23 protein-coding genes are annotated in these 23,930 nt (G+C 72.8%); 15 read left to right on the top strand and 8 right to left on the bottom strand.

What is annotated here, in order from left to right:
• Positions 1–172: 172 nt before the first annotated feature.
• From hutH to hutI, 5 genes are read left to right on the top strand one after another with little or no spacing between them, the layout of a single operon-like run.
• Positions 173–1,699, top strand: a complete 1,527-nt coding sequence (gene hutH / locus AB0M82_RS31835) for a histidine ammonia-lyase (protein WP_364729809.1) — start codon at positions 173–175, stop codon at positions 1,697–1,699.
• A 2-nt stretch (positions 1,700–1,701) separates the two neighbouring features.
• Positions 1,702–3,354, top strand: coding sequence for a urocanate hydratase (gene hutU / locus AB0M82_RS31830; RefSeq protein WP_364729806.1), 1,653 nt, complete (start codon positions 1,702–1,704; stop codon positions 3,352–3,354).
• A complete protein-coding gene (locus tag AB0M82_RS31825; RefSeq protein ID WP_364729804.1) occupies positions 3,351–4,547 on the top strand; it encodes an allantoate amidohydrolase in 1,197 nt (398 codons plus the stop codon). The genes hutU and AB0M82_RS31825 overlap by 4 nt, the downstream gene beginning before the upstream one ends.
• Positions 4,544–5,836, top strand: coding sequence for a formimidoylglutamate deiminase (locus tag AB0M82_RS31820; RefSeq protein WP_364729801.1), 1,293 nt, complete (start codon positions 4,544–4,546; stop codon positions 5,834–5,836). The genes AB0M82_RS31825 and AB0M82_RS31820 overlap by 4 nt, the downstream gene beginning before the upstream one ends.
• On the top strand, positions 5,824–6,969 hold the full coding sequence (gene hutI, locus AB0M82_RS31815; protein ID WP_364729799.1) for an imidazolonepropionase: 1,146 nt from the start codon (positions 5,824–5,826) through the stop codon (positions 6,967–6,969). The genes AB0M82_RS31820 and hutI overlap by 13 nt, the downstream gene beginning before the upstream one ends.
• A 22-nt stretch (positions 6,970–6,991) precedes the next feature.
• Here hutI and AB0M82_RS31810 read toward each other — a convergent pair whose 3' ends face one another.
• From AB0M82_RS31810 to AB0M82_RS31800, 3 genes are all read right to left on the bottom strand, one after another.
• Entirely contained in the window at positions 6,992–8,410 is a 1,419-nt protein-coding gene (locus AB0M82_RS31810; RefSeq protein ID WP_364729797.1) for a nitrilase-related carbon-nitrogen hydrolase, read from the bottom strand.
• A gap of 427 nt (positions 8,411–8,837) precedes the next feature.
• On the bottom strand, positions 8,838–9,584 hold the full coding sequence (locus AB0M82_RS31805; RefSeq protein WP_364729794.1) for a hypothetical protein: 747 nt from the start codon (positions 9,582–9,584) through the stop codon (positions 8,838–8,840).
• Positions 9,581–9,790, bottom strand: a complete 210-nt coding sequence (locus tag AB0M82_RS31800) for a hypothetical protein (RefSeq protein ID WP_003082038.1) — start codon at positions 9,788–9,790, stop codon at positions 9,581–9,583. The genes AB0M82_RS31805 and AB0M82_RS31800 overlap by 4 nt, the downstream gene beginning before the upstream one ends.
• A 41-nt stretch (positions 9,791–9,831) precedes the next feature.
• On the opposite strand from AB0M82_RS31800, the gene AB0M82_RS31795 reads away from it, so the two are divergent.
• The 3 genes from AB0M82_RS31795 to AB0M82_RS31785 are packed head-to-tail and all read left to right on the top strand — an operon-like array spanning position 9,832 to position 12,853.
• Entirely contained in the window at positions 9,832–10,554 is a 723-nt protein-coding gene (locus tag AB0M82_RS31795) for a dienelactone hydrolase family protein (RefSeq protein WP_364729791.1), read from the top strand.
• Positions 10,555–10,601: 47 nt separating this feature from the next.
• Positions 10,602–12,182: a histidine kinase gene (locus AB0M82_RS31790; protein WP_364729788.1), complete on the top strand. Its 1,581-nt coding sequence runs from the start codon at positions 10,602–10,604 to the stop codon at positions 12,180–12,182.
• Positions 12,179–12,853, top strand: coding sequence for a response regulator transcription factor (locus AB0M82_RS31785; protein WP_364729786.1), 675 nt, complete (start codon positions 12,179–12,181; stop codon positions 12,851–12,853). Before AB0M82_RS31790 ends, AB0M82_RS31785 begins: the two co-directional genes overlap by 4 nt.
• On the opposite strand, the gene AB0M82_RS31780 is transcribed toward AB0M82_RS31785, so the two are convergent.
• On the bottom strand, positions 12,798–13,940 hold the full coding sequence (locus tag AB0M82_RS31780) for an FAD-dependent monooxygenase (protein WP_364729783.1): 1,143 nt from the start codon (positions 13,938–13,940) through the stop codon (positions 12,798–12,800). The two genes, AB0M82_RS31785 and AB0M82_RS31780, sit on opposite strands and share 56 nt — an antisense overlap.
• 50 nt (positions 13,941–13,990) lie before the next feature.
• On the opposite strand from AB0M82_RS31780, the gene AB0M82_RS31775 reads away from it, so the two are divergent.
• Positions 13,991–14,536: a TetR/AcrR family transcriptional regulator gene (locus AB0M82_RS31775; protein ID WP_364729781.1), complete on the top strand. Its 546-nt coding sequence runs from the start codon at positions 13,991–13,993 to the stop codon at positions 14,534–14,536.
• Between the two features lie 132 nt (positions 14,537–14,668).
• Here the strand turns inward: AB0M82_RS31775 and AB0M82_RS31770 are convergent, their stop codons facing one another.
• The 4 genes from AB0M82_RS31770 to AB0M82_RS31755 form a co-directional block, all read right to left on the bottom strand.
• Positions 14,669–15,448, bottom strand: coding sequence for an ABC transporter permease (locus AB0M82_RS31770; RefSeq protein ID WP_364729778.1), 780 nt, complete (start codon positions 15,446–15,448; stop codon positions 14,669–14,671).
• The gene (locus AB0M82_RS31765) at positions 15,445–16,359 is read right to left on the bottom strand and encodes an ATP-binding cassette domain-containing protein (protein WP_364729775.1); all 915 of its coding nucleotides are present in this window, start codon (positions 16,357–16,359) and stop codon (positions 15,445–15,447) included. The genes AB0M82_RS31770 and AB0M82_RS31765 overlap by 4 nt, the downstream gene beginning before the upstream one ends.
• A gap of 98 nt (positions 16,360–16,457) precedes the next feature.
• The gene (hrpB, locus tag AB0M82_RS31760; RefSeq protein ID WP_364729772.1) at positions 16,458–18,842 is read right to left on the bottom strand and encodes an ATP-dependent helicase HrpB; all 2,385 of its coding nucleotides are present in this window, start codon (positions 18,840–18,842) and stop codon (positions 16,458–16,460) included.
• Positions 18,839–19,669: a glutamate ABC transporter substrate-binding protein gene (locus AB0M82_RS31755; RefSeq protein WP_364729771.1), complete on the bottom strand. Its 831-nt coding sequence runs from the start codon at positions 19,667–19,669 to the stop codon at positions 18,839–18,841. Before AB0M82_RS31755 ends, hrpB begins: the two co-directional genes overlap by 4 nt.
• A gap of 87 nt (positions 19,670–19,756) precedes the next feature.
• Between AB0M82_RS31755 and AB0M82_RS31750 the strand changes: the two genes are divergently transcribed.
• The 6 genes from AB0M82_RS31750 (at position 19,757) to AB0M82_RS31725 (ending at position 23,551) form a co-directional block, all read left to right on the top strand.
• Positions 19,757–20,263 carry a MauE/DoxX family redox-associated membrane protein gene (locus tag AB0M82_RS31750; RefSeq protein ID WP_364729962.1) on the top strand — a complete coding sequence of 169 codons (507 nt, stop codon included), beginning with the start codon at positions 19,757–19,759 and terminating at the stop codon, positions 20,261–20,263.
• A 66-nt stretch (positions 20,264–20,329) separates the two neighbouring features.
• Positions 20,330–21,076: a thioredoxin domain-containing protein gene (locus AB0M82_RS31745; RefSeq protein ID WP_364729768.1), complete on the top strand. Its 747-nt coding sequence runs from the start codon at positions 20,330–20,332 to the stop codon at positions 21,074–21,076.
• A 110-nt stretch (positions 21,077–21,186) separates the two neighbouring features.
• Positions 21,187–21,534: a hypothetical protein gene (locus tag AB0M82_RS31740; RefSeq protein ID WP_364729766.1), complete on the top strand. Its 348-nt coding sequence runs from the start codon at positions 21,187–21,189 to the stop codon at positions 21,532–21,534.
• Positions 21,531–22,658 (top strand): NlpC/P60 family protein, encoded by a 1,128-nt coding sequence (locus AB0M82_RS31735; protein WP_364729763.1) that lies wholly within the window; start codon positions 21,531–21,533, stop codon positions 22,656–22,658. Before AB0M82_RS31740 ends, AB0M82_RS31735 begins: the two co-directional genes overlap by 4 nt.
• A 9-nt stretch (positions 22,659–22,667) precedes the next feature.
• Positions 22,668–23,042, top strand: a complete 375-nt coding sequence (locus AB0M82_RS31730) for a YbaB/EbfC family DNA-binding protein (protein WP_364729761.1) — start codon at positions 22,668–22,670, stop codon at positions 23,040–23,042.
• Between the two features lie 5 nt (positions 23,043–23,047).
• The gene (locus AB0M82_RS31725; RefSeq protein WP_364729758.1) at positions 23,048–23,551 is read left to right on the top strand and encodes a YbaB/EbfC family nucleoid-associated protein; all 504 of its coding nucleotides are present in this window, start codon (positions 23,048–23,050) and stop codon (positions 23,549–23,551) included.
• Positions 23,552–23,930 lie beyond the last annotated feature (379 nt).

The following is a 23,930-nucleotide window of genomic DNA, read 5'->3' as shown; positions in this document are numbered from 1 at the left end:
CCAATGTGGCGTTCGGTGCGTCCAATGCACCCAATGTGGCGTTCGGTGCGTCCAGCGCACCCAATGCCACATTGGGGCGGTTGGGACCAGGCTAACCCGCTTGTCTGGGATCCCAGACACAACCACTCGTTGAGGCATCCCACCAGTGGGAAGGAGGGAGTCCAATGGGCTCATGCCGGAAAAAGTGCTCCTGGGCCCGGAGCCCCTGACCGCCGCCCAGGTCGTCGACGTCGTCCGCGGCCACGCGCCGGTCGGGCTCACCGACGCGGCCGAGAAGAACCTCGCCGCGACCCGCCTGCACATCGAGGACCTCGCCCACGCCGCCACGCCCACCTACGGCGTCTCGACCGGCTTCGGCGCGCTCGCCACCCGGCACATTCCGGTGGAGAGCCGGACCGCGCTGCAGCGCGGCCTGATCCGTTCGCACGCCGCCGGCGCCGGGCCCGCCGTGGAGGCCGAGGTCGTCCGCGCCCTGATGCTGCTGCGGCTGCGGACGCTCGCCAGCGGCTACACCGGCGTCCGGCCGGGCACGGCGCAAACGCTTGCGGCCCTGCTCAACGCCGACATCACGCCGATCGTCCACGAGTACGGCTCGCTCGGCTGCTCCGGCGACCTCGCTCCGCTCGCGGCCGTCGCGCTCGCACTCATGGGCGAAGGCGAAGTCGTCCACAACGGCGTGACCAAACCGGCGGCCGAAGCGCTGAAGCAGGCCGGGATCGAGCCGATCGTCCTCGCCGAGAAGGAGGGCCTGGCCCTCACCAACGGCACCGACGGCATGCTCGGCATGCTCCTGCTCGCCGCCGCCGACCTGCACCGGCTCTTCGACATCGCCGACCTCACGGCCGCGATGAGCGTCGAAGCCCTGCTCGGCACCGACCGCGCGTTCGCCGCCGACCTCCAGGCCCTCCGGCCGCACCCCGGGCAGGCCGAATCCGCGGCCCGGATGTTCAAGGCGCTTCAGGGCTCGAAGATCGTCGAGAGTCACCGCGGCCCCGACTGCAACCGCGTCCAGGACGCCTATTCGCTGCGGTGCGCCCCGCAGGTCCACGGCGCCGCCCGGGACAGCCTCGCTCACGCCGAACTCGTCGCCGGCCGCGAACTCGCGTCCTCTGTGGACAATCCGGTCGTCCTCGCCGACGGCCGCGTCGAGTCCAACGGCAACTTCCACGGCGCGCCCGTCGCCTACGTGCTCGACTTCCTGGCCATCCCGGTCGCCGACGTCGCCAGCATCGCCGAGCGCCGCACCGACCGCATGCTCGACAAGGCGCGCTCGCACGGTCTGCCGCCGTTCCTCGCCGACGACCCCGGCGTCGACTCCGGGCACATGATCGCCCAGTACACGCAGGCCGCCATCGTCAGCGAGCTCAAGCGGCTCGCCGTGCCCGCGTCGGTCGACTCGATCCCGAGCAGCGCGATGCAGGAGGACCACGTCTCCATGGGGTGGTCGGCCGCGCGGAAGCTGCGCAAGGCCGTCGACGGCCTGACCACCGTGCTGGCCATCGAACTGCTGACGGCGGCCCGTGCGCTGGACTTCCGGGCGCCGCTGACGCCGTCGCCGGTCACGGGCGCGGTCCGCGACCTGCTCCGCACGAAGGTCGCGGGCCCCGGCCCCGACCGGCACCTGGCGCCCGAGATCGCGGCCGCCGAAGAACTCGTCCGCTCCGGCGCCGTCCTCGACGCCGCCCGTCTGGAGGTCTGAGAATGTCCCGCGTAGTCCGCGCCGCCCGTGGCACCCAGCTCACCGCGAAGTCGTGGCAGACCGAAGCCGCGCTGCGGATGTTCCACAACAACCTCGACCCCGACGTCGCCGAGCGGCCCGAGGACCTGGTCGTCTACGGCGGCACCGGCAAGGCCGCCCGCAACTGGGCCAGCTTCGACGCGATCACCCGCGAACTGACCACTTTGGACGTCGACGAGACGCTGCTGGTCCAGTCCGGCAAGCCGGTCGGCGTGTTCCGCACGCACGAGTGGGCGCCGCGCGTGCTCATCGCGAACTCGAACCTGGTCGGCGACTGGGCGACCTGGCCCGAGTTCCGCCGCCTGGAGCAGCAGGGCCTGACCATGTACGGGCAGATGACCGCGGGCTCATGGATCTACATCGGCACCCAGGGCATCCTCCAGGGCACGTACGAGACGTTCGCCGCCGTCGCGAAGAAGAAGTTCGGCGGGTCGCTGAAAGGCACCCTCACCGTGACCGCGGGCCTCGGCGGCATGGGCGGCGCGCAGCCGCTCGCCGTGACCATGAACGACGGCGTCGCGCTGGTCATCGAGTGCGACCCGCAGCGCGCGCACCGCCGCGTCGAGACCCGCTACCTCGACGAGGTGGCCGACGACCTCGACGACGCGATCGCCCGCGTCACGAAGGCGAAGCAGGAGAAGCGGCCGCTGTCCGTCGGCGTCGTCGGCAACGCCGCCGAGGTGCTGCCGGAGCTGCTGCGCCGCGGCGTCGAGGTCGACATCGTCACCGACCAGACGTCGGCGCACGACCCGCTTTCGTACCTGCCCAAGGGCGTCGACGTCGCCGACTGGCACGACTACGCGGCGAAGAAGCCGGACGAGTTCACCGACCGCTCGCGCGAGTCGATGGCCGACCACGTCGAGGCCATGCTCGGGTTCCTCGATCGCGGTGCCGAGGTCTTCGACTACGGCAACTCCCTGCGCGGCGAGGCCAAGCTCGGCGGCTGCGAGCGCGCGTTCGACTTCCCCGGCTTCGTGCCCGCCTACATCCGCCCGCTGTTCTGCGAGGGCAACGGCCCGTTCCGCTGGGCGGCCCTTTCCGGTGACCCCGAAGACATCGCGGCCACCGACCGCGCGATGCTGGAACTGTTCCCGGAGAACGAATCCCTCGCCCGCTGGATCAAGCTGGCCGGCGAGCGCGTGGCGTTCCAGGGGCTGCCGGCGCGCATCTGCTGGCTCGGCTACGGCGAGCGGCACCTGGCCGGGCTCCGGTTCAACGAGATGGTCGCCAGTGGCGAGCTGAAGGCCCCGGTCGTCATCGGCCGCGACCACCTCGACTCCGGCAGCGTCGCCTCCCCGTACCGCGAGACCGAGGGCATGGCCGACGGCTCCGACGCCATCGCCGACTGGCCGCTGCTCAACGCGCTCGTCAACACGTCCTCCGGCGCGAGCTGGGTGTCGATCCACCACGGTGGCGGCGTCGGCATGGGCCGATCCATCCACGCCGGGCAGGTGAGCGTCGCCGACGGGACGGCGCTGGCCGCGCAGAAGCTCGAGCGGGTGCTCACGAACGACCCGGGCATGGGCGTCATCCGGCACGTCGACGCCGGTTACGATCGCGCGGCCGAGGTCGCCGACGAGCGCGGCGTGCGGGTGCCGATGCGGGAGGCCGAGTGAGCGCCTCGGGGCTCCTCGGCGAGATTGCCGACGTCGGGCGCGATCCGAAGCGCGGCGGCTATTCGCGGCACGCCTTCGACGGGCCGGAGCAGGACCTGCGTGCGTGGTTCATCGAGCGCGCGCTGGGGCTCGAACTGGATGTCGAGACCGACCGCAACGGCAACATCTGGGCCTGGTGGGGGCCGCCGGGGCGCAACGCCGTCGTCACCGGAAGCCACCTCGACTCGGTGCCCGGCGGCGGCGCCTTCGACGGCCCACTGGGTGTCGCGAGCGCGCTGGCCGCCGTGGAGACGCTGCAAGCCAAGGGGTTCCGGCCGCGCAAGCCGCTCGCCGTCGTCGTGTTCGCCGAGGAGGAGGGTGGCCGGTTCGGCGTCCCGTGCCTCGGTTCGCGGCTGCTCACCGGCACGATCGACGCGGACAAGGCGCGCGGGCTGCGTGACGCTGACGGCGTGACGTTCGCCGAGGCGGCCGCGAAGGCCGGGTTCGACCCGGCGCGGATCGGGCCGGACCCCGAGCGGCTCGACCGGATCGGGCGGTTCGTCGAACTGCACGTCGAGCAGGGACGCGGGCTGATCGACCTCGGCTCGCCGGTGGCCGTCGGCAGCACGGTGATCGCCCACGGGCGCTGGCGGTTCTCCTTCTCCGGCCAGGGAAACCACGCGGGGGCGACCTTGCTGGCCGACCGCGCGGACCCCATGCTGCCCGCGGCCGCGACGGTCACCGCCGCCAGGCGGCTGGCCGCCAAGGTGCCGGACGCGCGGGCGACCGTCGGCCGGCTCGTGCCGACGCCCGGCGGCACCAACGTCATCGCGTCCACAGTGGACCTCTGGCTCGACGCGCGCGTCCCCGGCCAGGCGACGCCGGGACTGGTCGCCGAGATCAGCCGGGCGGCGGCGGACGCGGCGAAGGAAGAGGGCTGCCGGGTCGAGGTCACCCGCGAGTCCTACTCCGGTGACGTCGTGTTCGACGACGCCCTGCGCCGCGACCTGGCCGACCGGCTCGGCGGGCCGCCGGAGCTGCCGACCGGCGCCGGCCACGACGCGGCGATCCTCGCCGGCTTCGTCCCGGCCGGGATGCTCTACGTGCGCAACCCCACCGGGATCAGCCACTCGCCCGAGGAGTTCGCCGAGGCCGAGGACGTCGAGGCCGGCGCGAAGGCCCTCACCGACGTCCTGGAGCACCTGGCGCGATGACGACGTACTGGTGCGAGCGGGCCTGGCTGCCCGGCGGGATCGCGCGCGGGGTGCGGATCGACGTCACCGACGGCCGGATTTCTTCGGTGACAACGGATGTGGCGCGGGCGGGGACCGTGCTCGAGGGGCTCACGCTGCCGGGGTTCGCGAACGGGCATTCGCACGCCTTCCACCGGGCGCTGCGGGGGCGGACGCACCACGAGCGCGGCACCTTCTGGACGTGGCGCGAGCGGATGTACGCGCTGGCGTCCCGGCTCGATCCCGAGACGTACTACCGGCTGGCCCGCGGGGTCTACGCCGAAATGGTCCTGGGCGGATACACGAGCGTGGGGGAGTTCCATTACCTGCACCACGCGCCCGGCGGCAAGCCGTACGCCGACCCGAACGCGATGGGGGAGGCGCTGCGGCAGGCCGCCGCGGACGCCGGGATCCGGCTGACCCTGCTGGACACCTGCTACCTGGCGGGCGGGATCGGCGCCGAGCCCGACGAGGTCCAGCGGCGGTTCTCCGACGGCACGGCGGCGGCGTGGGCGCGTCGCGTCGCTTCCCTCGAAGAGGGCGAGTTGTTCCGCGTCGGGGCCGCGATCCATTCGGTGCGGGCCGTTCCGGCGGATCAGTTGTCTCTTGTGGACAGTTCGCGGGTGGTGCACGTCCACCTCTCCGAACAGCGCGCCGAGAACGAGCAGTGTCTCGCCGCGTACGGCCGCACGCCGACGGAGCTGCTGGCCGAGCGAGGGGTGCTGACCGACCGGCTCGTCGCCGTGCACGCCACGCACCTGACGCCGTCCGACATTGCCCTGCTGGGCGCGGGCCGGGCGCGCGCGTGCTTCTGCCCGACCACCGAACGCGACCTCGGCGACGGCATCGGCCCGGCCCGGGCGCTGCTGGACGCCGGTGTGCGGCTCGGGATCGGCAGCGACAGCAACGCCGTCGTCGACGCCTTCGAGGAGACCCGCGCGCTGGAGCTCGACGACCGGCTGGCCAGTGAGGAACGCGGCCGGTTCACCGCGGAGGAACTCCTCGAAGCCGGCACCGGCCACGCCGCCGTCGGCTGGCCCGAGGTCGGGCGCCTCGAGGCCGGTCAGGGCGCGGACCTCGTCACCGTGGGCCTGGATTCGGTGCGGACGGCCGGGATCGAGCCGTCGGGTGTCGTGTTCGCGGCGTCCGGGGCCGACGTCCGCCACGTCGTCGTCGCGGGCCGCGCGGTGGTGCGCGACGGGGCGCACCGGCTGATCGAACGACCGGAAACCGTCCTCTCCAAGGAGATCGAGGCACTGTGGCAGTCCTGATCACGGGAATCGGCGAACTCACCACGAACGATCCGGCGCTGGGGCGGCTGACGGACGCGGCGCTGGTCGTCGAGGGGTCGGAAATCGCCTGGGCCGGACCGGCGTCGAGCGCGCCGGACGCCGACGAGCGCGTCGACGTCGAAGGCCGCGCGGTGCTCCCCGGCTGGGTCGACAGCCACACGCACCTCGTCTTCGCCGGCGACCGCACCGCCGAGTTCGAGGCCCGGATGGCCGGGAAACCCTATACCGCCGGCGGAATCGCGATCACCGTCGGCGCGACGCGGGAGGCGTCCGACGAGCAGCTGGCGGCGAACCTGCGTCGCCACGTCGGCGAAGCCGCCCGGCAGGGGACGACCTGCCTGGAGACGAAGACGGGCTACGGGCTGACCGTCGCGGACGAAGCGCGCTCCGCCCGGATCGCCGGGGAGGTGGCCGACGAGGTCACGTTCCTCGGCGCGCACCTGGTGCCGCCGGGCGCCGACGCGGAGTCCTATGTGGACCTCGTCTGCGGCGAAATGCTCGACGCCGTGGCGGGAAGCGTGCGCTGGGCGGACGTGTTCTGCGAGACCGGCGCGTTCGACGAGGCCCAGTCGGCGCGGGTGCTGAAGGCCGCCGCCGGCCGCGGGCTCGGCCTGCGGGTGCACGGCAACCAGCTCGGCGAGGGTCCCGGCGTGCGGCTGGCGGTGGAACTCGGCGCGGCGAGCGTCGACCACTGTACCTATCTTTCGGACGCGGACGTCGAAGCGCTGGCGGCGTCCGGAACGGTCGCGACCTTGCTGCCCGCGTGCGACCTGTCGACCCGCCAGCCCCTGGCCCCGGCCCGGCGGCTGCTCGACGCGGGCGCGACGGTCGCGCTGGCCAGCAACGCCAACCCGGGCAGCTCGTACACGACGTCGATGGCGTTCTGCGTCGCGACGGCGGTGCTGCAGATGCGGATGACGATCGAGGAGGCGGTCTGGTCGGCGACGGCCGGTGGTGCGCAGGCGTTGCGCCGGGATGACGTCGGCGTGCTGCGGCCCGGCGCCCGGGCGGACGTCCACGTGCTGGACGCGCCTTCGGTGACGCACCTGGCTTACCGGCCGGGGGTGCCGCTGACGCACTCGGTGTGGCGCGCCGGAGATCGGGTCCGCTAGCGGCGTCGGCGACCCGGCCAGGTCAAACGGGCTCCGCGACGGGACGGCGCTCGGCGGGTGACCGGCGGCGGACCGACACGACCGTGCCGGCCAGCGCGAGCAGGCCGCAGAGCCAGGCGAACCAGTCGCCGAAGCGGGCGTACGGCGTGTGGCCGGCGCCGATCGGGACGTCGGCGACGACCACCGAGAACGGGCGGCCGCCGGTGTGGGTGTCGGCCAGGACGTGGCCCTGGGCGTCGGCCGGCATCGGCGTGCCGCGGGCCGCGCTCCACGCCACCGAGAAGCCGTTCTCGACGCCGCGGATGAGCGCCGTGCGGCTGTGTTGCCAGCCGTCGACGTCCTCGTCGGAGGCCGGGATGAGGACCAGACCGGTACCGGCCTGGCCGTATTCGCGGCTCGGGTCGGCGAAGTTGACGTCCATGCACACCAGCAGGCCGATCCCGGCGAAGTGGGCGGTTCCGGTGCCGGACACGATGTTCTTCGCGTCGCCGTTGTGCCGCTGGTGGTATTCGACGGGCTCGCCGGACGGTGGCACGGCGAGGGCGGCGTTGAACCGGCCTTCCGGGGTGGTGTCGTGGACGCCGGTGACGACGGCGAGGTTCTTCGTCCGGGCCACCCGGCCGAGCGAATCGACCAGGAACGGCCGGCTCGCCTGGTTCACCGCGAAGGCGGCTTCGGGCAGCACGACGGCCTGTACCCCGGCCGGCAGCCGGCCGATCTCGTCCACATAGGACTGGACGAGCGCCTGGCCGTCCGCGGTCGCGACGTCGACGGCCCAGCGGCCCTTTTCCGGGGCGATCAAAGCGATCCGTGCGGGCGGTCCGGTGAGCGGCGGAGCGGTCCAGAAGGCGATTCCCGCCAGCACCGCGGCGACGGCGACGGTGGCGGCGAGCCGCGTCCGGCCGCGGACCCCGGGTGCGAGCGCGGCGGCCACGGCGGCCGGGACGAACAGGACCAGGAACTCCACGCCCCAGCCGCCGGTGACCGCGGCGATCCGCAGCACCGACGGCCGGTCGGCCTGCGTGGTCATGAACGTGCCAACCAGGCCGGTCGGGTTGACCAGCGAAACGACGTACAGCGCGACGGTCCACAACGCGGGCGCGGCGACTGCTGCCAGCACCGCGTGATTCCGCCGGACCAGCAGCCCGGACAGCCCGGCGGACACCGCGAACAGCAGCGCGCTCCCGCCGAGGATGCCGATCGCGGCGGGGCGGGGGATCGACAGCGAATGCCAGAAGTAGCTCCAGCTGCCGGCGCTGCCCGCGAGGTAGGCGGCGAACGCGCAGGCGAGCGCGACCGCACCGGGTACCCGCGGTACCAGCATCAAGATCGGCAGGGGCGCCAGCCAAGCCAGTTCCGGCACCGGATCGAGACCCGTCCCGAAGAAGAACAACACCGCCGACGCCACTGTCGCGACGACCGCCCACCCCAGCTTGTTCATCCTTGCCCCTTTCGTCTTGGGGAGACGGTCGCAGGCTGGACGGGCGGACGCACTGGGCCGGACCACCGCGCCCGTGGTCGGGTTGTCCCTACCCCTGGTTCTCATGCGCCCCAATGTGGCGTTGGGTGCGTTGGATGCACCGAACGCGGCTTTGGGTGCGTTGGATGCACCGAACGCGGCTTTGGGTGCGTTGGACGCACCGAACGCGGCGTTGGGTGCGTTGGATGCACCGAACGCCACATTGGGTGCGTTGGATGCAGCGAACGCGGCGTTGGGTGTGTTGGATGCACCGAACGCCACATCGGGTGCGCTGGACGCAACCAACGCCACATTGGGGCGATTGGGCCAGGAAAGCGCCTGCCGGTTCGGGTGTTGGCCGGTTTGGCCGCTGCTTCGTCGCCCCGGCGGCGATCAACGGGTACGGGAGCTACTTGAGCGTTGCCTCAGCGCGTTCCCGCAGGCCGGTGGGCAGGCCGCCGAGCATCGGCTTCAGCGTGGCCCGGCGCGCGCCGCTCAGGTGGGTCAGCAGGTCCAGCGCCGGGGTCCACAGGTCCTCGTCCGTGCCCGCCGTGGTGATCAGCCGGCCGAGCCGGTGGGCCGGCAGCAGGCCGATGACGTGGTCGATGCGGTTCTTGTCGTCGAGCACGAACGCGATCCGCAGCAGGCCGGGGTCGTCGATCTCCTCCAGGGCGCGCCGCACCGTCGGGTCCGGCAGGTGTCCGACGAACCGGCTGAGCGTGATCCAGTCCTCCCGGCGCGTCAGTTCGGCGGCGACCGCGAGAACGGTCTCCAGGGGGATGCGCGTGATGATCGCGCTCGCGCGCCGCGGGTCGAGTTCGGCCGCGACCTCGGCCAGGAACCGGGGGGTGAGGCGCTTCGCGACGTCGACGCCGCGCGAGACGTCGACCAGGCCGGCGATCCGGGCGCACAGCAGCGGGCCGAACACCTTCTCGGCGATCTTGGCGAGCACCCCGCCGGGCAGCAGCCGCGCCGCCGTGGCCATCCGCTGCAGCGCGGCGATGTTCGCGTCGAACAGGGTGTCGGTGACCTGCTCGCGGAACGCCCGCAGGTCGTCGGCGTCGACGCGGGCGAGGTACTCGAGCCGTCCGGGCTCGACGCCGAGGACGCGGGCCAGCTTCAGGATCTCCCCGCGCGCCGCGTAGTCCTCGGTCACAGGCCCACCGCCTTCCGGACCGCGCCGCGCAGCAACGCGGGAACGTACCGGAGGCCTTCCTCGCCCGCTTCGGCGAGCGCTTTCGCCTGCCGCCGCCGCGCGTCGCGCAGCGCGTCGGCGAGGTCCTGCCGCTCGTGCTCTTCGAGGGCCTCGATGCCTTCGGGGAGGTAGCCGCCCAACTGATCGGCGAGGGTGCGCTCGGCCATGGTGGATCATCATGCAACACCGCGGGCGCTACCGTGCGGATATGCGCATCGAGACGTCCACCGTCCAGGTCGGCGAACTGTCCGCGTACCTTGCCCGCCCGGCCGGCCGCGGTTCTGGAGACACAGCGGCGTCCGGGATGCTGCTCCTGCCGATGATCACCGGGATCGGCGAGCAGGTCCGTGTCTGGGCCGACGAGCTTGCCGGCCGCGGGATCACGGCGTTGACCTGGGACGTCTTCCACGGCGCGAGCACCGACAACACTTCCCGCGAGGACCTCGGCGCGAAGCTCGGCGACCTGCGCGACGAAGCCGCGCTCGCCGAGCAGACGGCGTTGCTCGACCACCTGCTCGGCGACCTCGGCTGCGCGACCGCCGGCGTCATGGGCTGGTGCCTCGGCGGCCGCTTCGCGCTCCTGCTCGCCGCGCGTGACCAGCGGCTTTCCGGGGTCGTCGCCTACCACCCGACCGTCCGCGACCCGGCGCCGCCGAACCACGACCTCGACGCGGTCGCTTTGTCGACACGGATCACCGCGCCGGTGCTCGTCGCCTACCCGTCGGCCGACGCCGTCGTCTCGCCCGAGACGTTCGCCCGGCTGCAGACGGCGTTGCAGTCGCGGCCGCGGGGTGCGACGTTCACCCAGCACTTCCCGGGCGCCGAGCACGGTTTCAGCGACTCTTCGCGGCACGGCACCGCGGTCAACGCCGACGCGTTCGCGCTGTCCTGGCCGCAGACCCTGGCCTTCCTGGACGTCCTGAAGGGTTGACTTTCGGCAGTGGCCGCCCCGTCGTCACGCCTTGTAGCTTCGAACCCGTGCGAGAGGTGACGAAGCGCAGGTGGCGCGTGACGCTCGACGTCGCCGTCGGGGGGTTCCTGGCGTTCGTCGTCGTCGTGGGCACGGTGGAGACCCGGTCGTACGGGGAGCTGGCCGCCGGTCTCGCCGTGGTGGCCGGCTCGGTCGCCACGGCCCGGCGGTACCCGGCCGTTTCACTCGGCATCGCGCTGGCCGGGGCGCTGGCCGTGCCGTTCCCGTACGGCGACCACCTGCCGGTCTGGGTGGTGTTCGTGCTGGTCGCGATGAGCTACCAGGCCGGACTGCGGATGCCGCGCGCCCGGCCCGGGATCCTGACCGGGGTGGCCTTCGCGGTCCTCGGGCTCCCGCTCGCGCTCGTCTTCGGCCAGGACGGTCTCGGCGACTGGGCGGCGATGGTCGCGATCCTGGTGTTCGCCGGGCTTTCGCCGTGGCTGCTCGGCCGGTACATCCGGGTGCGCGGCGAGCTGGCCCGCACCGGCTGGCGGCGGGCCGAAGAGATGGAGAGCAGGCAGCGGCTGATCGCCGACCAGGCCCGGCTGCGCGAACGCGCGCGGATCGCCAGCGACATGCACGACTCGCTGGGGCACGAGCTGAGCCTGATCGCCGTCCGCGCCGCCGCGCTCGAGGTCGCGGGCGGCCTCGACGACGTCCAGCGTGACGCGGCCGCGCAGCTGCGGACCAGCGCCGCGGCGGCGACCGAGCGGCTGCGCGAAATCATCGGCGTGCTGCGCGAGGACGCCGCGCCGGTCGAACCGGTGCGGGGCGACCTCGGCGAGCTGATCGGCAGGGCCCGCGCGTCCGGGCTGCTCATCGAATCCACAGTGGACAGTGATGGGGTGCCGCCGATGGTCGCGCGCGCCGCCTACCGCGTGGTGCAGGAAGCGCTGACGAACGTGGCGAAGCACGCGCCCGGCGCCGCCGTGACGGTGCGGGTGGCCGGCTCCGGTGGGGTGACCGACGTGAGCGTCGTCAACGCGCCGCCGCCCGCCGGGCCGCTGCCGGGAGCCGCGTCCGGCCACCTCGGCCTGATCGGCCTGCGCGAGCGCGTCCGGCTCGTCGGCGGCACGCTGCGGGCCGGGCCGCACGAGGGCGGGTTCGCCGTCACCGCGACGCTGCCGCACGACGCCGCGCCGGTCGAGGAGTCCCCGGAGCTGCGGGAGGCCGCCGACGACGAAGTCGGGCAGCCGACGTCGGCCCGGGCCCTGGAGCTGGCCCGGCGCGACGTGCGGCGCAGCCTGATCCAGGCGGTCGCCGTCCCGCTCGCGTTGTTCGGGGTGGTCGTCGCGGTCAGCGGGATCGTGTTCCTCTACGAGTGGAACTCCTCGGAGCTGCCCGGCCCGGTCTACGAGCGGCTGCGGATCGGGCAGTCACGCGCCGAGCTGGCGCCGCAGCTGCCCGAAAACGAGCGCGTCGCCCGCCCGGTGCGGGGCGAGCCGCCGCTGCCGCAGGTGCCCGGGGTCGCGTGCGAGTACTACGGCACGGGAAGATCGTGGCTCGACAACGACTACGCCGCCTTCCGGCTGTGTTTCGCCGGTGGGACGCTGGTCGCCAAGGACAGGTTCGCCGAGGGGGCATCGTGATCAGGGTCGTGCTGGCCGACGACGAAGCGCTGATGCGGGCGGGGGTGGCGGCGATCCTGGGCGCGGATCCCGGGATCGAGGTCGTCGCCGAAGCCGCTGACGGCCGGGAAGCGGTTTCACAGGTGCTCGCCACGCATCCGGACGTCGTGCTGCTCGACATCCGGATGCCCGGGCTGGACGGCCTCGGCGCGGCCGCGGAGATCCGGCGGCTGCTGCCCGCCACCGGCGTGATCATGCTGACCACGTTCGGCGAGGACGAGTACATCGAACGCGCGCTGGGTCTCGGCGCGGGCGGGTTCCTGCTGAAGTCGGGCGATCCGCGCGAGCTGCTGGCCGGCATCCACGCGGTCGCCGGCGGGGCCGCGTTCCTCTCGCCGAAGGTGGCGCAGCGGGTGATCGCCCGGCTCGCCGGCGGCCGGCTGGCGCGCGCCGCCGCCGCCCGCGAGCGGATCGCCGTGCTGACTCCGCGGGAGCAGGAAGTGCTCGTCCTGGTGGGTTCCGGACTGTCCAACGCGGACATCGCGGCGAAGATGTTCGTCGTCGAAGGCACGGTGAAGGCGCACGTGAGCACGATCCTGACCCGGCTCGGGGTGAAGAACCGGGTGCAGGCGGCGATCACGGCGTACGAGGCCGGACTGGTCGGGGGAGCCGCGGAGGCCGCCAGCCCGTGATCCGCGCGCCCGCCCGGGCGGTCACCTTCGCCGGGAGGAGGCGCAGGACGGCCGTGCGCAGCGCCACCGCGACCGGGTTGGCCAGCTGGGGGCCGAGCTTGCCCATCCGGACGGACTCGCGGGCGACGTGCTGGCTGCGGGGGCGCCGTTGCTCGTCGTAGCGCTTGAGCGCGGCTGCGACGGTGTCCTCTGTGGACACCGCGTGGGCGAGGACGACGGCGTCTTCGAGCGCCTGGCAGCCGCCTTGGCCGAGGAACGGTGGCATCGCGTGCGCGGCGTCGCCGAGCAGGGCGATCCGGCCTTGGGTGTAGGTCTTGAGCGGCGTCCCGAGGTGGTAGAGATCGTGGTGCAGCACGGCTTCCGGTGGGGTCGCGTCGATCAGCGCCGGGATCGGGTCGTGCCAGCCGCCGAAGGCTTCCTTGAGGTCGACGGGCTGCTCGCCCGGCTCGGTGCGGTACGAGATGAACCAGTAGACGTCGCCGCCGGTCAGCGGGAGGACGCCGACTTCGGTGCCGGGGCCGAAGCTGGTGCTGAGCCTGGCCCCCGGGTACCGGGTGACGCCGCGGAACGCCGTGCTGCCGGCGTACACCGGCTCGGGGTGGTCCGGGAACAGCGCGTGGCGGATCGGGCTGCGAATGCCATCGGCCGCGACGACGAGGTCGGCCTGGAGTTCGCCGCCGGTGAAGCGGACTTTGCCGTCTGTGCCGACCTCGGTGACTTCGGCGCCGGTCTTCAGGCTCTCGGCGGGGACGGCTTCCCGGAGGGCGGCGATGAGGTCCTTCCGGTGGATCCCGCCCAGCGGACGGCCGTGGACGCGTTCGAACGCGGCGGTGTCGTAGCGGGTGATCCGGCGGCCGCGGCGGTCGCGGAACCCGCCTTCTTCCTGGGTGGCCAGGCGGTCGCCGAGGTCGATCCCGAGTTCGTCGAGGCAGGCCAGGGCGTTCGGCCAGAGTGAGATGCCGGCGCCGACGTCGCCGAACGCCGTCGCCTGTTCGAGCACGGTGACCGTCCAGCCGGCCCGGTGCAGGCCTGCCGCCGCACCCAGGCCGCCGATACCGCCGCCCACCACCACCGCGTGTCGTCCCATGACTCCTCCTCTACATCTGTAGAGGACTCTACACCTGTAGAGTGCGCCTTGTGGAACGACTCGAGGTGATCGGTGACACGGCCATCGCGGTGATCGCGGCGGACGGGATGCGCGGCCTGACCCACCGGGCGGTCGACCGCGCCGCGGGGCTCCCAGCGGGCTCGACGTCGTACTACGCGCGCACCCGGGCGGCGCTGCTGGAGCTGGCCATCTCGCGGATCGTGGAGCTGGACCGCGTGGACGTCCCGCCGCCGGCGGGCGGCCCGGCGGAGTTCATCGCGGGTTACGCGCACGAGGCGATCACGTCCGGCCGGACGCGGATGCTGGCGCGCTACGAGTTCGCGCTGGAGGCAACGCGGCGCCCGGAGTTGCGCGCGGTGTACGACGAGGGTGGCTTGCTGATCCGCCGCCAGGCGGCTTCGATGCTGGCGGCTTCCGGCTCGGCGGACCCCGAGCGCCACGCGACTTTGGTGGTCGACTGGATGGAGGGGACGATCTTCGGCGCACTGGCCGGGACGGGGTCGCTCGCGCCGCCCACTCTGGAGGCTCTTACCGCCAGTGCCCGGGAAATCCTGGCGGGCATCGGGGTGGGCTGACGAGGCCCGGTTGTCCACACCCCCGTCGGGATGTGGACAACCGGGCCTCGGCTGCGGCGTTTCCCGGCTTTCGTCAGTGGCCGCCGGTAGACTGGACTCGGGGACGCCCCCCCAGGGCCGGGCGGGGGAGTGTCAGGCGTCCCGGCGGTGCAGCACCGCCGCGCCCGTCAGCAACGCCGCCGCCGACCAAACCGCGCAGATCGCCAACCCTGCCCACGGCGCGTACGGTGCGACCGTCATCGTGATCGGGTTGGGCTGCCCGGCCTCCACCATCGCGTTCACCCCGGCGATGCCCGGGAAGTACGGCATCAGCTCCGGCAGCCCCAGCGACGCCACGATCAGCGGCAGCGGCACGAGCAGCACGATCACCGACACCAGCGCCCCGGCCGCGCTGCGCAGCGCCCAGCCGAAACCGGTGCACAGCAACCCCAGCAGCGCGTAGTAGCCGCCCATGCCGGACGTCGTCGTGAAGCCCGCCGCGAACGACGTCGGCAGGCCGTGGCCGTCCTTCACCGTGCTCGCCAGCGCCATCCCCGCGCACGAAAGCAGCACGCCGTAGCCGGCCAGCACCGGCAGCAGCACCGCCGCCTTCGCGAGGACGACCCGTGAGCGCACCGGCGTCCACAGCAGCGTCGAACGGATGCCGCCGCCGGCGTACTCGCTCGTCACGAACAGTGTCGCCGCCGCGATCACCGCGAACTGGGCCAGGTAGAAGCCGCCGCCGAGGGCGATCGTGTGCGCCCCCATCGGCCGGTCGCCGTCGTAGCGCTGGGCGATCCCCGACAGCGTGCTGTAGCCCAGCATCAGCGCGGTTCCCGCCGCCAGGCACCACCAGGTCGCCCGGACCGACCAGAACTTCGTCCATTCCGCCGCCACCGCGCCGGTCAAGCCGCCGCCCACCGCGGTAGTCATGCCGACACCCCGTATTCCACCGAAGAAGCGGTCAGTTCCATGTACGCCTGCTCGAGCGACGCCGTCCGCTCGGCGAGCCCGTGCATCCGGACCCCCAGCTCGTGCGCGAGGTCGCCGACATGCGTGACGGCCAGGCCGTCCACCACCAGCTCGCCCGGCTCGCCGGGGTGCGTCAGCCCGCCCTCAGCGCGCAGCCGCCGGTCCAGCGCGTCGCGCTCGGCGTCGGCGGGGACGACCACCGACACCGTCGTCCGCGAGTTGCCCGCGATGAACTCCGCGACCGGCGCGTCGGCCAGCAGCTTGCCCTTGCCGATCACCACGAGGTGGTCGGCGGTCAGCTGCATCTCGCTCATCAGGTGGCTCGAGACGAACACCGTGCGCCCCTCGGCCGCCAGCGACCGCATCAGCTGCCGCACCCAGCGGACGCCGTCCGGGTCGAGGCCGTTGACCGGCTCGTCGAACATCAGCACGCCCGGGTCGCCGAGCAGCGCGCCCGCGATGCCCAGCCGCTGGCCCATGCCCAGCGAGAACTGCCCGGCCCGTTTGCCGGCGACGTCCGAGAGCCCGACGGTCGCGAGCACCTCCTCCACGCGGCCCGGCGCGATCCCGTTGCTGCGCGCCATGGCCAGCAGGTGCTTCCCCGCACTGCGGCCGGGGTGCAGCGCCTTGGCGTCGAGCAGCGCGCCGACCTCGCGCAGCGGGTGCCGCAGCTCGGCGTAGTGCCGCCCGCCGACCAGGGCTTCGCCGTCCTGCGGACGGTCGAGCCCGACGGTCATCCGCATGGTCGTCGACTTCCCGGCGCCGTTGGGGCCGAGAAACCCGGTCACCCGGCCCGGTTCGACGTCGCAGGTGAGCGCGTCGACGACGGTCTTCTCCCCGTAGCGCTTCGTGAGTCCTCGAAGCGTGATCATGATCCCTCCCGGTTTTCGCCTGTACCGGGAGTCTGGGGTTTCCGTGGTGGCGGAGGCATCGGACGACGGTCGCGGGCGACCCCCGACTTTCGGCGGGGTCAGCCGCGGCGGCGGGCGTGCCGCGTCGGGACGGCCGTGGCGGGGTCCTCCGGCCAGGCGTGCTTCGGGTAGCGGCCGCGCAGGTCGGCGCGCACCGCCGGGTAGCCGGTGGTCCAGAAGCTCGCGAGGTCGGCGGTGATCGCGGCCGGGCGGCCGGCGGGGGAGAGCAGGTGCAGCACCACCGGGACGCCGGCGAGCGCGGGCGTGCCGGCCCAGCCGAACGTCTCCTGCAGCTTCACCGCCAGCACCGGCTGGTCGCCGCCGTAGTCGACGCGGATGTGCGACCCCGACGGCACTTCGAGACGGTCCGGGGCGAGCTCGTCCAGCTTGGCGGCTTCCGGCCACGGCAGCAGGGCCTTCAGCGCGGTGCCGGCGTTGATCCCGGCCAGATCGGCGCGGCGGCGGGCGCCGGAGAGATCGAGCCAGCTGTCCACATCGGACAGCAGAGCGGCGTCGTCCACCGACGGCCACGGTGGGCCGAGCACCCGGTGGAGGAACGCCATCCGCTCCCGCAGGCGGGTCGCGTCCTGGCTCCACTTCAGCAGGCCGAGACCTTCGGATTTCAGCCCGGCCACGAGGGCGTCGTGGACATCGGCGTCCTTCAACGGCTTCGTGGAGAGGGTGATGGCACCGAGCTTCCGGACGCGGCGGGCGGTGACGTCGCCGTCGGCCCAGGCGACTTCGTCCACTTCGGACAGCAGGGCGGGAGCGGCGCGGGTGGCCAGCTGCTCGTCGGCGGCCGCGGCGAGCCGGATGGTGCCGTGCACCCGGCCGGGATCCCGGGTCGCCTCGGCGACGGCCAGCCACTCGGAGTGCAGCCCGCTGCCGGCCGGGAGTTCGGCGGCGGTGCCGCCGGCCATGAGGTAGACGGGCGCGCCACCGGGACGCCGCCGGGCCAGCCGTTCGGGATGCGCGAGGGCGACGACCAGCGCGGCGTCGGCCTTGCCTTCGCCGGTCACGAGTTTCGAGAGGCGTTGGACTTCACGCTTCCAGCGTCGCGCGGGTTCGTCGGTCGCCGCGCGGAGTCTTCTCAGCTCCGCCTCCACGTCCGTCAGCGTCGCGCCCGCGTCCAGCAGGGCCACCACCTCCGCCGCGGGGCGGGCGCCCACCGCTTCCGCGCCGTCCAGCAACGCCCGGGCCAGCCTCGGATGCAATCCCAGCTCGGCCATCCGCCGGCCGCGTGGGGTCACCGTTCCGTCCGGGGCCGTCGCGCCGAGCGTCGCCAGCAGGGCCCGGCCCGCCGCCAGCGCGCCCTCGCCCGGCGGGTCCCACCAGGCCAGCCCGCTGCCGTCGGGCGTCGACCAGCAAGCCAGCTCCAGAGCGAACCGGGCCAGCTCCGCCGTGCGGATCTCCGGCTCGGGATACGCCGGCAGCAACGCCTGCTCGTGCTCCGCCCAGCAGCGGTAGACCCGGCCCGGCGCCTCGCGTCCCGCGCGCCCGGCCCGCTGCGCGGCCACCGCGACCGACACCCGCACCGTGGCCAGGCCGGGCAGCCCGCGCCGGTGGTCGACCCGCGGCACGCGCGCCAGACCCGAATCCACCACCGCGCGCACGCCCGGCACGGTCAGGCTCGACTCCGCCACCGCCGTCGCCAGCACCACCCGCCGCCGGTCACGCGGCCGCAGCGCGTCGTCCTGGTGCGCCGCCGGCAAGCGCCCGTGCAACGGCAGCACGTCCACATCGGACAATCGAAGCAAGCTCGACGTCCGGGCGATCTCCCCGGCGCCGGGGAGGAACGCCAGCACGTCACCGTCCCCTTCGGACAGTGCCGTGCGAACGGCGCGCGCCACGGAACGTTCGACACGCTCACCGCGCGCGGGTGGCAGGTAGGACGTCGTCACCGGGTAGGTCCGCGCCGAAGCGGTGATCACCGGCGCGTCTCCGAGCAGCGAAGCGAGGCGCCCGGACGCGACCGTCGCCGAAGTGGCCAGGAGCCGCAGGTCGTCACGCAGCCCGGCACGGACGTCCAGGAGCAGCGCCAGCAGCAGGTCGGCGTCCAGGTGCCGCTCGTGGCACTCGTCGAGCAGCACCGTCGCCACCCCGGGCAGTTCCGGGTCGCCCTGCACGCGCCGCACCAGCAGCCCCGAGGTCACGACCTCGATCCGGGTCCGCGCGGACACCTTCCGGTCGCCGCGCACGGCGTAGCCCACCGTCTCGCCGACCGGCTCCCCGAGGATCGCCGCCATCCGCGCCGCCGCGGCCCGCGCCGCCAGCCTTCGCGGCTCGGCGACCACGACGCGGCCGCCGGAAGCCGCCAGCGCCAACGGCACCAGCGTCGTCTTCCCCGTCCCGGGCGGCGCCACGAGCACCGCGGTGCCGTGCGCGTCCAGCGCGGCCAGGACGTCGGGCAGCACTTCCCGCACCGGGAGATCGGGCAGCTTCACTTTTCGGTGACCTCAGGAGGTGGGGGCAGCTGATAACCGGACGGGCCGATGTTCGCGTTGAGCGAGCGCAGCCATTCGCCGGAGGAGATCATCTTGCGGATCGCGTCGTCGACCGCGGCCACCCCCTGGGTGTCGTCCTTGCGCAGGCCGACGCCGTAGTTCTCCTTGGAGAACGGTTTCCCGGCCAGCTTCAGCAGTTCCGGGTCGCGCGCGACGTACCCGGCGAGGATCACCGCGTCCGTGGTCACCGCGTCGATCTGCCCGGCGAGCAGCGCGGTGACGCAGTCCCCGTACCGCGGGTACTCGACCAGCTGCACCGCCTGGGCGAACTTGTCCTTCACCTGCTGCGCCGGCGTCGAGCCGGTGACCGAGCACAGCCGCCGCCCGTTGAGCGACTCCGGGCCGGCGATGTCGGCCGACGTCCGGCGCACCAGCAGGTCCTGGCCGGTGCTGAAGTACGGCCCGGCGAACGACACCAGCTGCTTGCGCTTGTCGGTGATCGAATAGGTCGCCACGACCAGGTCGACCGCGCCGGAGGTGAGGTCGGTTTCGCGCGTCGCCGACGTCGTCTCGCGCCACGTGATGTCCTTCGCGGGGACGCCGAGCTCACTCGCCACGAAAGTGGCGACGTCGACGTCGAACCCGACGAACCGGCCGTCCACGGTGTGCTCCGAAAGCCCCGGCGCGTCGAACCGGATGCCGATGGTCAGGTGATCCGCGGCACTGGCCCTGGTCACCAGCGAGTCGGTCGGCGAAACCCGGCCCGGCCCGCACGCCGACGCCGTGACCAGCAGCAACGTCGAGCCGAGGAGCGTGCGCCACCGCATCCAGCCGCTCCCTCCGCCACTGCCCTGCCTCACGAAGTTCTCAGGTCTTCCCGTTAGCCTAAGCGCGTGGTGCGACCGTCCCAACCCGTGCTGGACGCCGTCGGCACGCTCGCCCGGCTCGGGCTGGCGGCCGTCTGGCTGGTTTCCGGCGCGCTCAAGCTGGCGGATCCGGGACAGACGCTGATCGCCGTGCAGGCGTACGACGTGCTGCCGGACGCACTCGAAGACGTGGTGGCCATCGCGCTGCCGCTCGTCGAACTCGTGCTCGGGCTGTTCCTGCTCGCCGGCCTGATGACCCGCTGGGTCGCCGGCGCCGCGCTGGTGCTGCTCGTCGTGCTCATCGCCGGGATCGCCCAGTCGTGGGCGCGCGGGCTGAGCATCGACTGCGGGTGCTTCGGCGGCGGCGGCCAGGTGGCGGCGGGGCAGACCGAGTACCCGCAGGAGATCCTCCGCGACTCCGGTTTCGCGCTGCTGGCCGTCTGGTTGCTGGCGCGGCCGCGCACGTGGCTGTCGGTCGACGGCTGGCTCGCGCGAGATCGCGGGAACTCCACCGGGCCCGAGGCCGACTACTCGGGTATCGCGGAAGGGAACTGATACACAGTGGGTGGAGCTGAGCGGACCGCTCGGAAGCGTCGTCAGGCCGCACAGGCCGGTCCGAAGGTGGTCGCGCAGGCCAGAGGGGCGTCCGGCGACCGGCGGAAGTGGATCATCGGAATCGGCGCCGTCGTCGTCGTGGCCGCGCTCGTGATCGGCGGCGTGATCTGGACGATCTCGGACAAGAACAAGACCGAGGGTCAGGTCATCGATCCGAGCCAGGGCAGTAGCGCGCTGACCCCCGAGGTGACCCAGAAGCGTGACGGCGTCGTCGTCACCGTCGGCAAGACCGGCGCCAAGGCCTCGATCGACGTCTACGCCGACTTCCTCTGCCCGATCTGCGGCAAGTTCGAGGAGCAGTACAAGGCCGGCATCGAGCAGGCGATCAACGACGGCAAGCTGCAGGTGCGCTACCACATGGTGCCGCTGCTCAACGAGAAGTCGAGCCCGCCCGGCTACTCGCTCGACTCGGCGAACGCGGCGCTCGCGGCCGCCGACGCCGGCAAGTTCCTCCAGTTCCACGACGCGCTGTTCGCGAACCAGCCCGAAGAGGGCAAGCGCGGCTACGACAAGGCCCAGCTGGTCGAGCTCGGCAAGAACGTCGGGATCACCGACCCCGCGTTCGCTCGGACGGTGAACGCCGGCACCTACGACCAGCAGCTCAACGCCGCGTTCCAGCAGATCGAGAACGACCCGAAGCTGGCGCAGGACTTCGGTGGCGGGCAAAGCGGCTTCGGCACGCCGACGGTCACTTCGAACGGCACGATCGTCTCCTGGCAGGACCCGGACTGGCTCAAGAAGGTCACCGGCTGACTCCGGGCAATTCGCCCACCCGGGTAGGGACCGTGGTCTAGGCTGAATCCCGCATCAGGGGAACCGGGGGTGGCGCGCGCACGTCGCACCCCCGGTGACAGGGAGGGCCAGTGGACGGTTCGCATTCGGGGTTTCACGTCGACGACGGCGCGTACACGCGGTACGCCCGCGAAGTCGACCCGCTCGGTGAAGACGTCAAGGGTGCCGCGGACAAGCACGTCGGCCCGCACGTGACGCTCGGCGGCCACGGCTTCTCGGAGATGGGCGGCGAGTCCGGCTTCGCCGGGGCCTACAGCGGCCGGATGCGCGCGCTGCAGGAGAAGATGCACCGCGTCGGCGGCGGCTGGCGGCAGGTCGGCGAAGCCGCCCGGCAGACCGACCGCAACTACACGGCGGTCGAGGCCGAGCACGGCGACGTCGTCCGGCGGCTCGGTGGCGACCTCGGGCAGGACGCGTGACCGAGCACGCCGACCAGCTCGTCCGGCACGGCCTGGACACGACGAACCAGTTCGCGCGGAAGCTGCGCCACGACCCGGCCGCGATCGGCGGCGCGCGCGACGCGCACGTCTCGCTGCAGACGTCCGTCGGCCAGACCCGCGACCACGCCTCCGCCCAGCGCGTCACCCTGACCTCCGCCAGCTCGGGCACGACGACCGACCGCGCCACGGCGACGTCGCGGAGCCTGGAGAAGGAAGTCCAGGACCTGCTCGACGAAAGCGCCGAGATCGAAAAGGCCGTCGCCGAGGCGGCCGAGACGCTGAACCTGGGCGAGATCAAGAACGACCAGGTCCGCGACCAGATCATCAAAGAGATTTCGGCGTCGATGAAGGCGCTCGCGGCGGTGAAGACCATTCAGCCGCCGGAGAGCCGCGGCGCCGCGTCCCGCGACATCCTGATGAAGCTGCAGACCAAGATCAGCCAGCTGACCGGCCAGGCCGCGACGTTCAGCGAGCAGACGATCAACCAGCTCACCGACATCGGCACCCGGCTCGGCGGTGGCGAGCAGACGACGTCGTCGAGCAGCGCGTCGTCGACGAAGGTCGGTTCGTCCTTCAACAGCAACAATGGCTACTCCGGCGGCGGCTCCGATGGGGGCGGTGGCGGCGGAGGAGGCGGCGGCGGGGGTGGCGGCGGCGCCGTGCACAAGCCGCGGCTGCCGGTCGCGATCCCGCCGCAGCCCGGCAGCGGCGTCGCGATCAACCTGCCCGGCGGCAAGCAGGTCATGGCGCCGAACGAGACCGCGGCCAAGGCCGTGCGCAACGCGCTTTCGCAGCTCGGTGTGCCGTACGTCTGGGGCGGGACGGCGCGAGGCGTCGGTCTCGACTGCAGCGGCCTGACCATGACCTCCTACCAGGACGCGGGGCTGCAGCTGCCGCGGACGGCGGCGCAGCAGACGGTCGGCGCCGAGGTGCCCTCGATCGACCAGCTGCTGCCCGGCGACCTCGTCGTGTGGTCCGGGCACGTGGCGATGGTGATCGGCGACGGCCAGATGGTCGAGGCCGGCGACCCGGTGCACATCAGCAAAATCCGCACCACGAACGCGGGACAGTCGTTCATCGGCTTCTACCGCCCGACGGGATAACGTCTCACCGTGGCTGAATTCGACGTGGACCTGGCGGCGGCCCGGATCGCCGAGCAGGCGGAGCGAGCGGGGCGCGAGGCTGCCGCGCGCTTCGAACGCTCGGGTCCGGTGGTGGGCAAGGCGTCGTCCGACGCCATCGAGGTCGAGGTGGCGCCCGGCGGATTGCTCACCAGCGTGACGATCCACCGGTCGGCGCTGCGGCACGGGTCGTCGGTCATCGCCGACCAGATCCTCGAGCTGGCCCAGCGCGCGACCCGCCGTGCGGGCGACAAGATGTACCACGCGCTGGCTCCGGTCGTGGACGCGTCGCAGCTGGAAGTCCTGGGGTACGAGCCGATTCCGGACGACGACCCGGACGCCGACACCTACTCCTACGGAAGGTGAGCGCGATGTCCACGACGCGCCAGCTGATCGCCCAGGCCCGGGCCCGGGAAGAGGCGATGGCCCGGGTCGACGAGCTTCTCGCGTCGGCTTCCGGCACGGCCCACGACATCGACAACCAGGTCGAGGCCACCGTCGACGCGCGCGGCAAACTGCTGCGGCTGTGGCTGGCGCCGTCGGCGGTGAACCTCGGCGACCGCCTGGGCCCGCTGGTGGTGGAGATCGCCCAGGCGGCCATGCGCGAGGCGACCCAGGACGGCTACAACAAGGTCGCCCTGCTGCTCGGCGAGGACATGACGTTCATGATCGAGCAGATGACGGGCCTCCCGGCCCCGGCCCGCGCCGAAGACGACGACCCGGGCATGACGGTCGAGGAGTTCCAGCGGCTGCGGGCGGAACGGCTGGGAGCCGCTGGAACTCCCGCGTCTCCCGCTACCGCGGCTTCGAGTGGCGAGGACGAGGACGCGTACTGGGAGTCCTTCGACCCGGCTTCGCTGCGCTCGGATCGGTAGCGTTCGGAGCAGCCCCCGTTTTCCACGCTACCGGTGAGCACCGACAAATCCCGGTGCCGTCGGTGCGTTGGGCCCGGCTTGTCCACAGTGCCGGCCATGCGCCCCAAAGTGGCGTTGGGTGCGTCAGACGCACCGAACGCCACATTGGGTGCGTTGGACGCAACCAACGCCACATTGGGGCGTTTGGGCAAGGCCGGGCAGTTAGCTGCGGCAGCGAGCTTGCCCCCGGCGGGGATCCGCTGTGCCCCGGTGTCGGTGCGGCCACCCTCGGCGGGGATCCGCTGCGAACCGGTGCCGGCCCGGTGTCGGGGCGGCCGGTACGAGGCGCAGATCGACGCGGTGGGGAAGCAGGGCGAATGACCGAGCCGAAGAAGAGCAT

This window comes from Amycolatopsis sp. NPDC051128 (assembly GCF_040682715.1).
Lineage (GTDB): Bacteria > Actinomycetota > Actinomycetes > Mycobacteriales > Pseudonocardiaceae > Amycolatopsis.
This window is presented reverse-complemented; position numbering and strand designations above follow the sequence as displayed.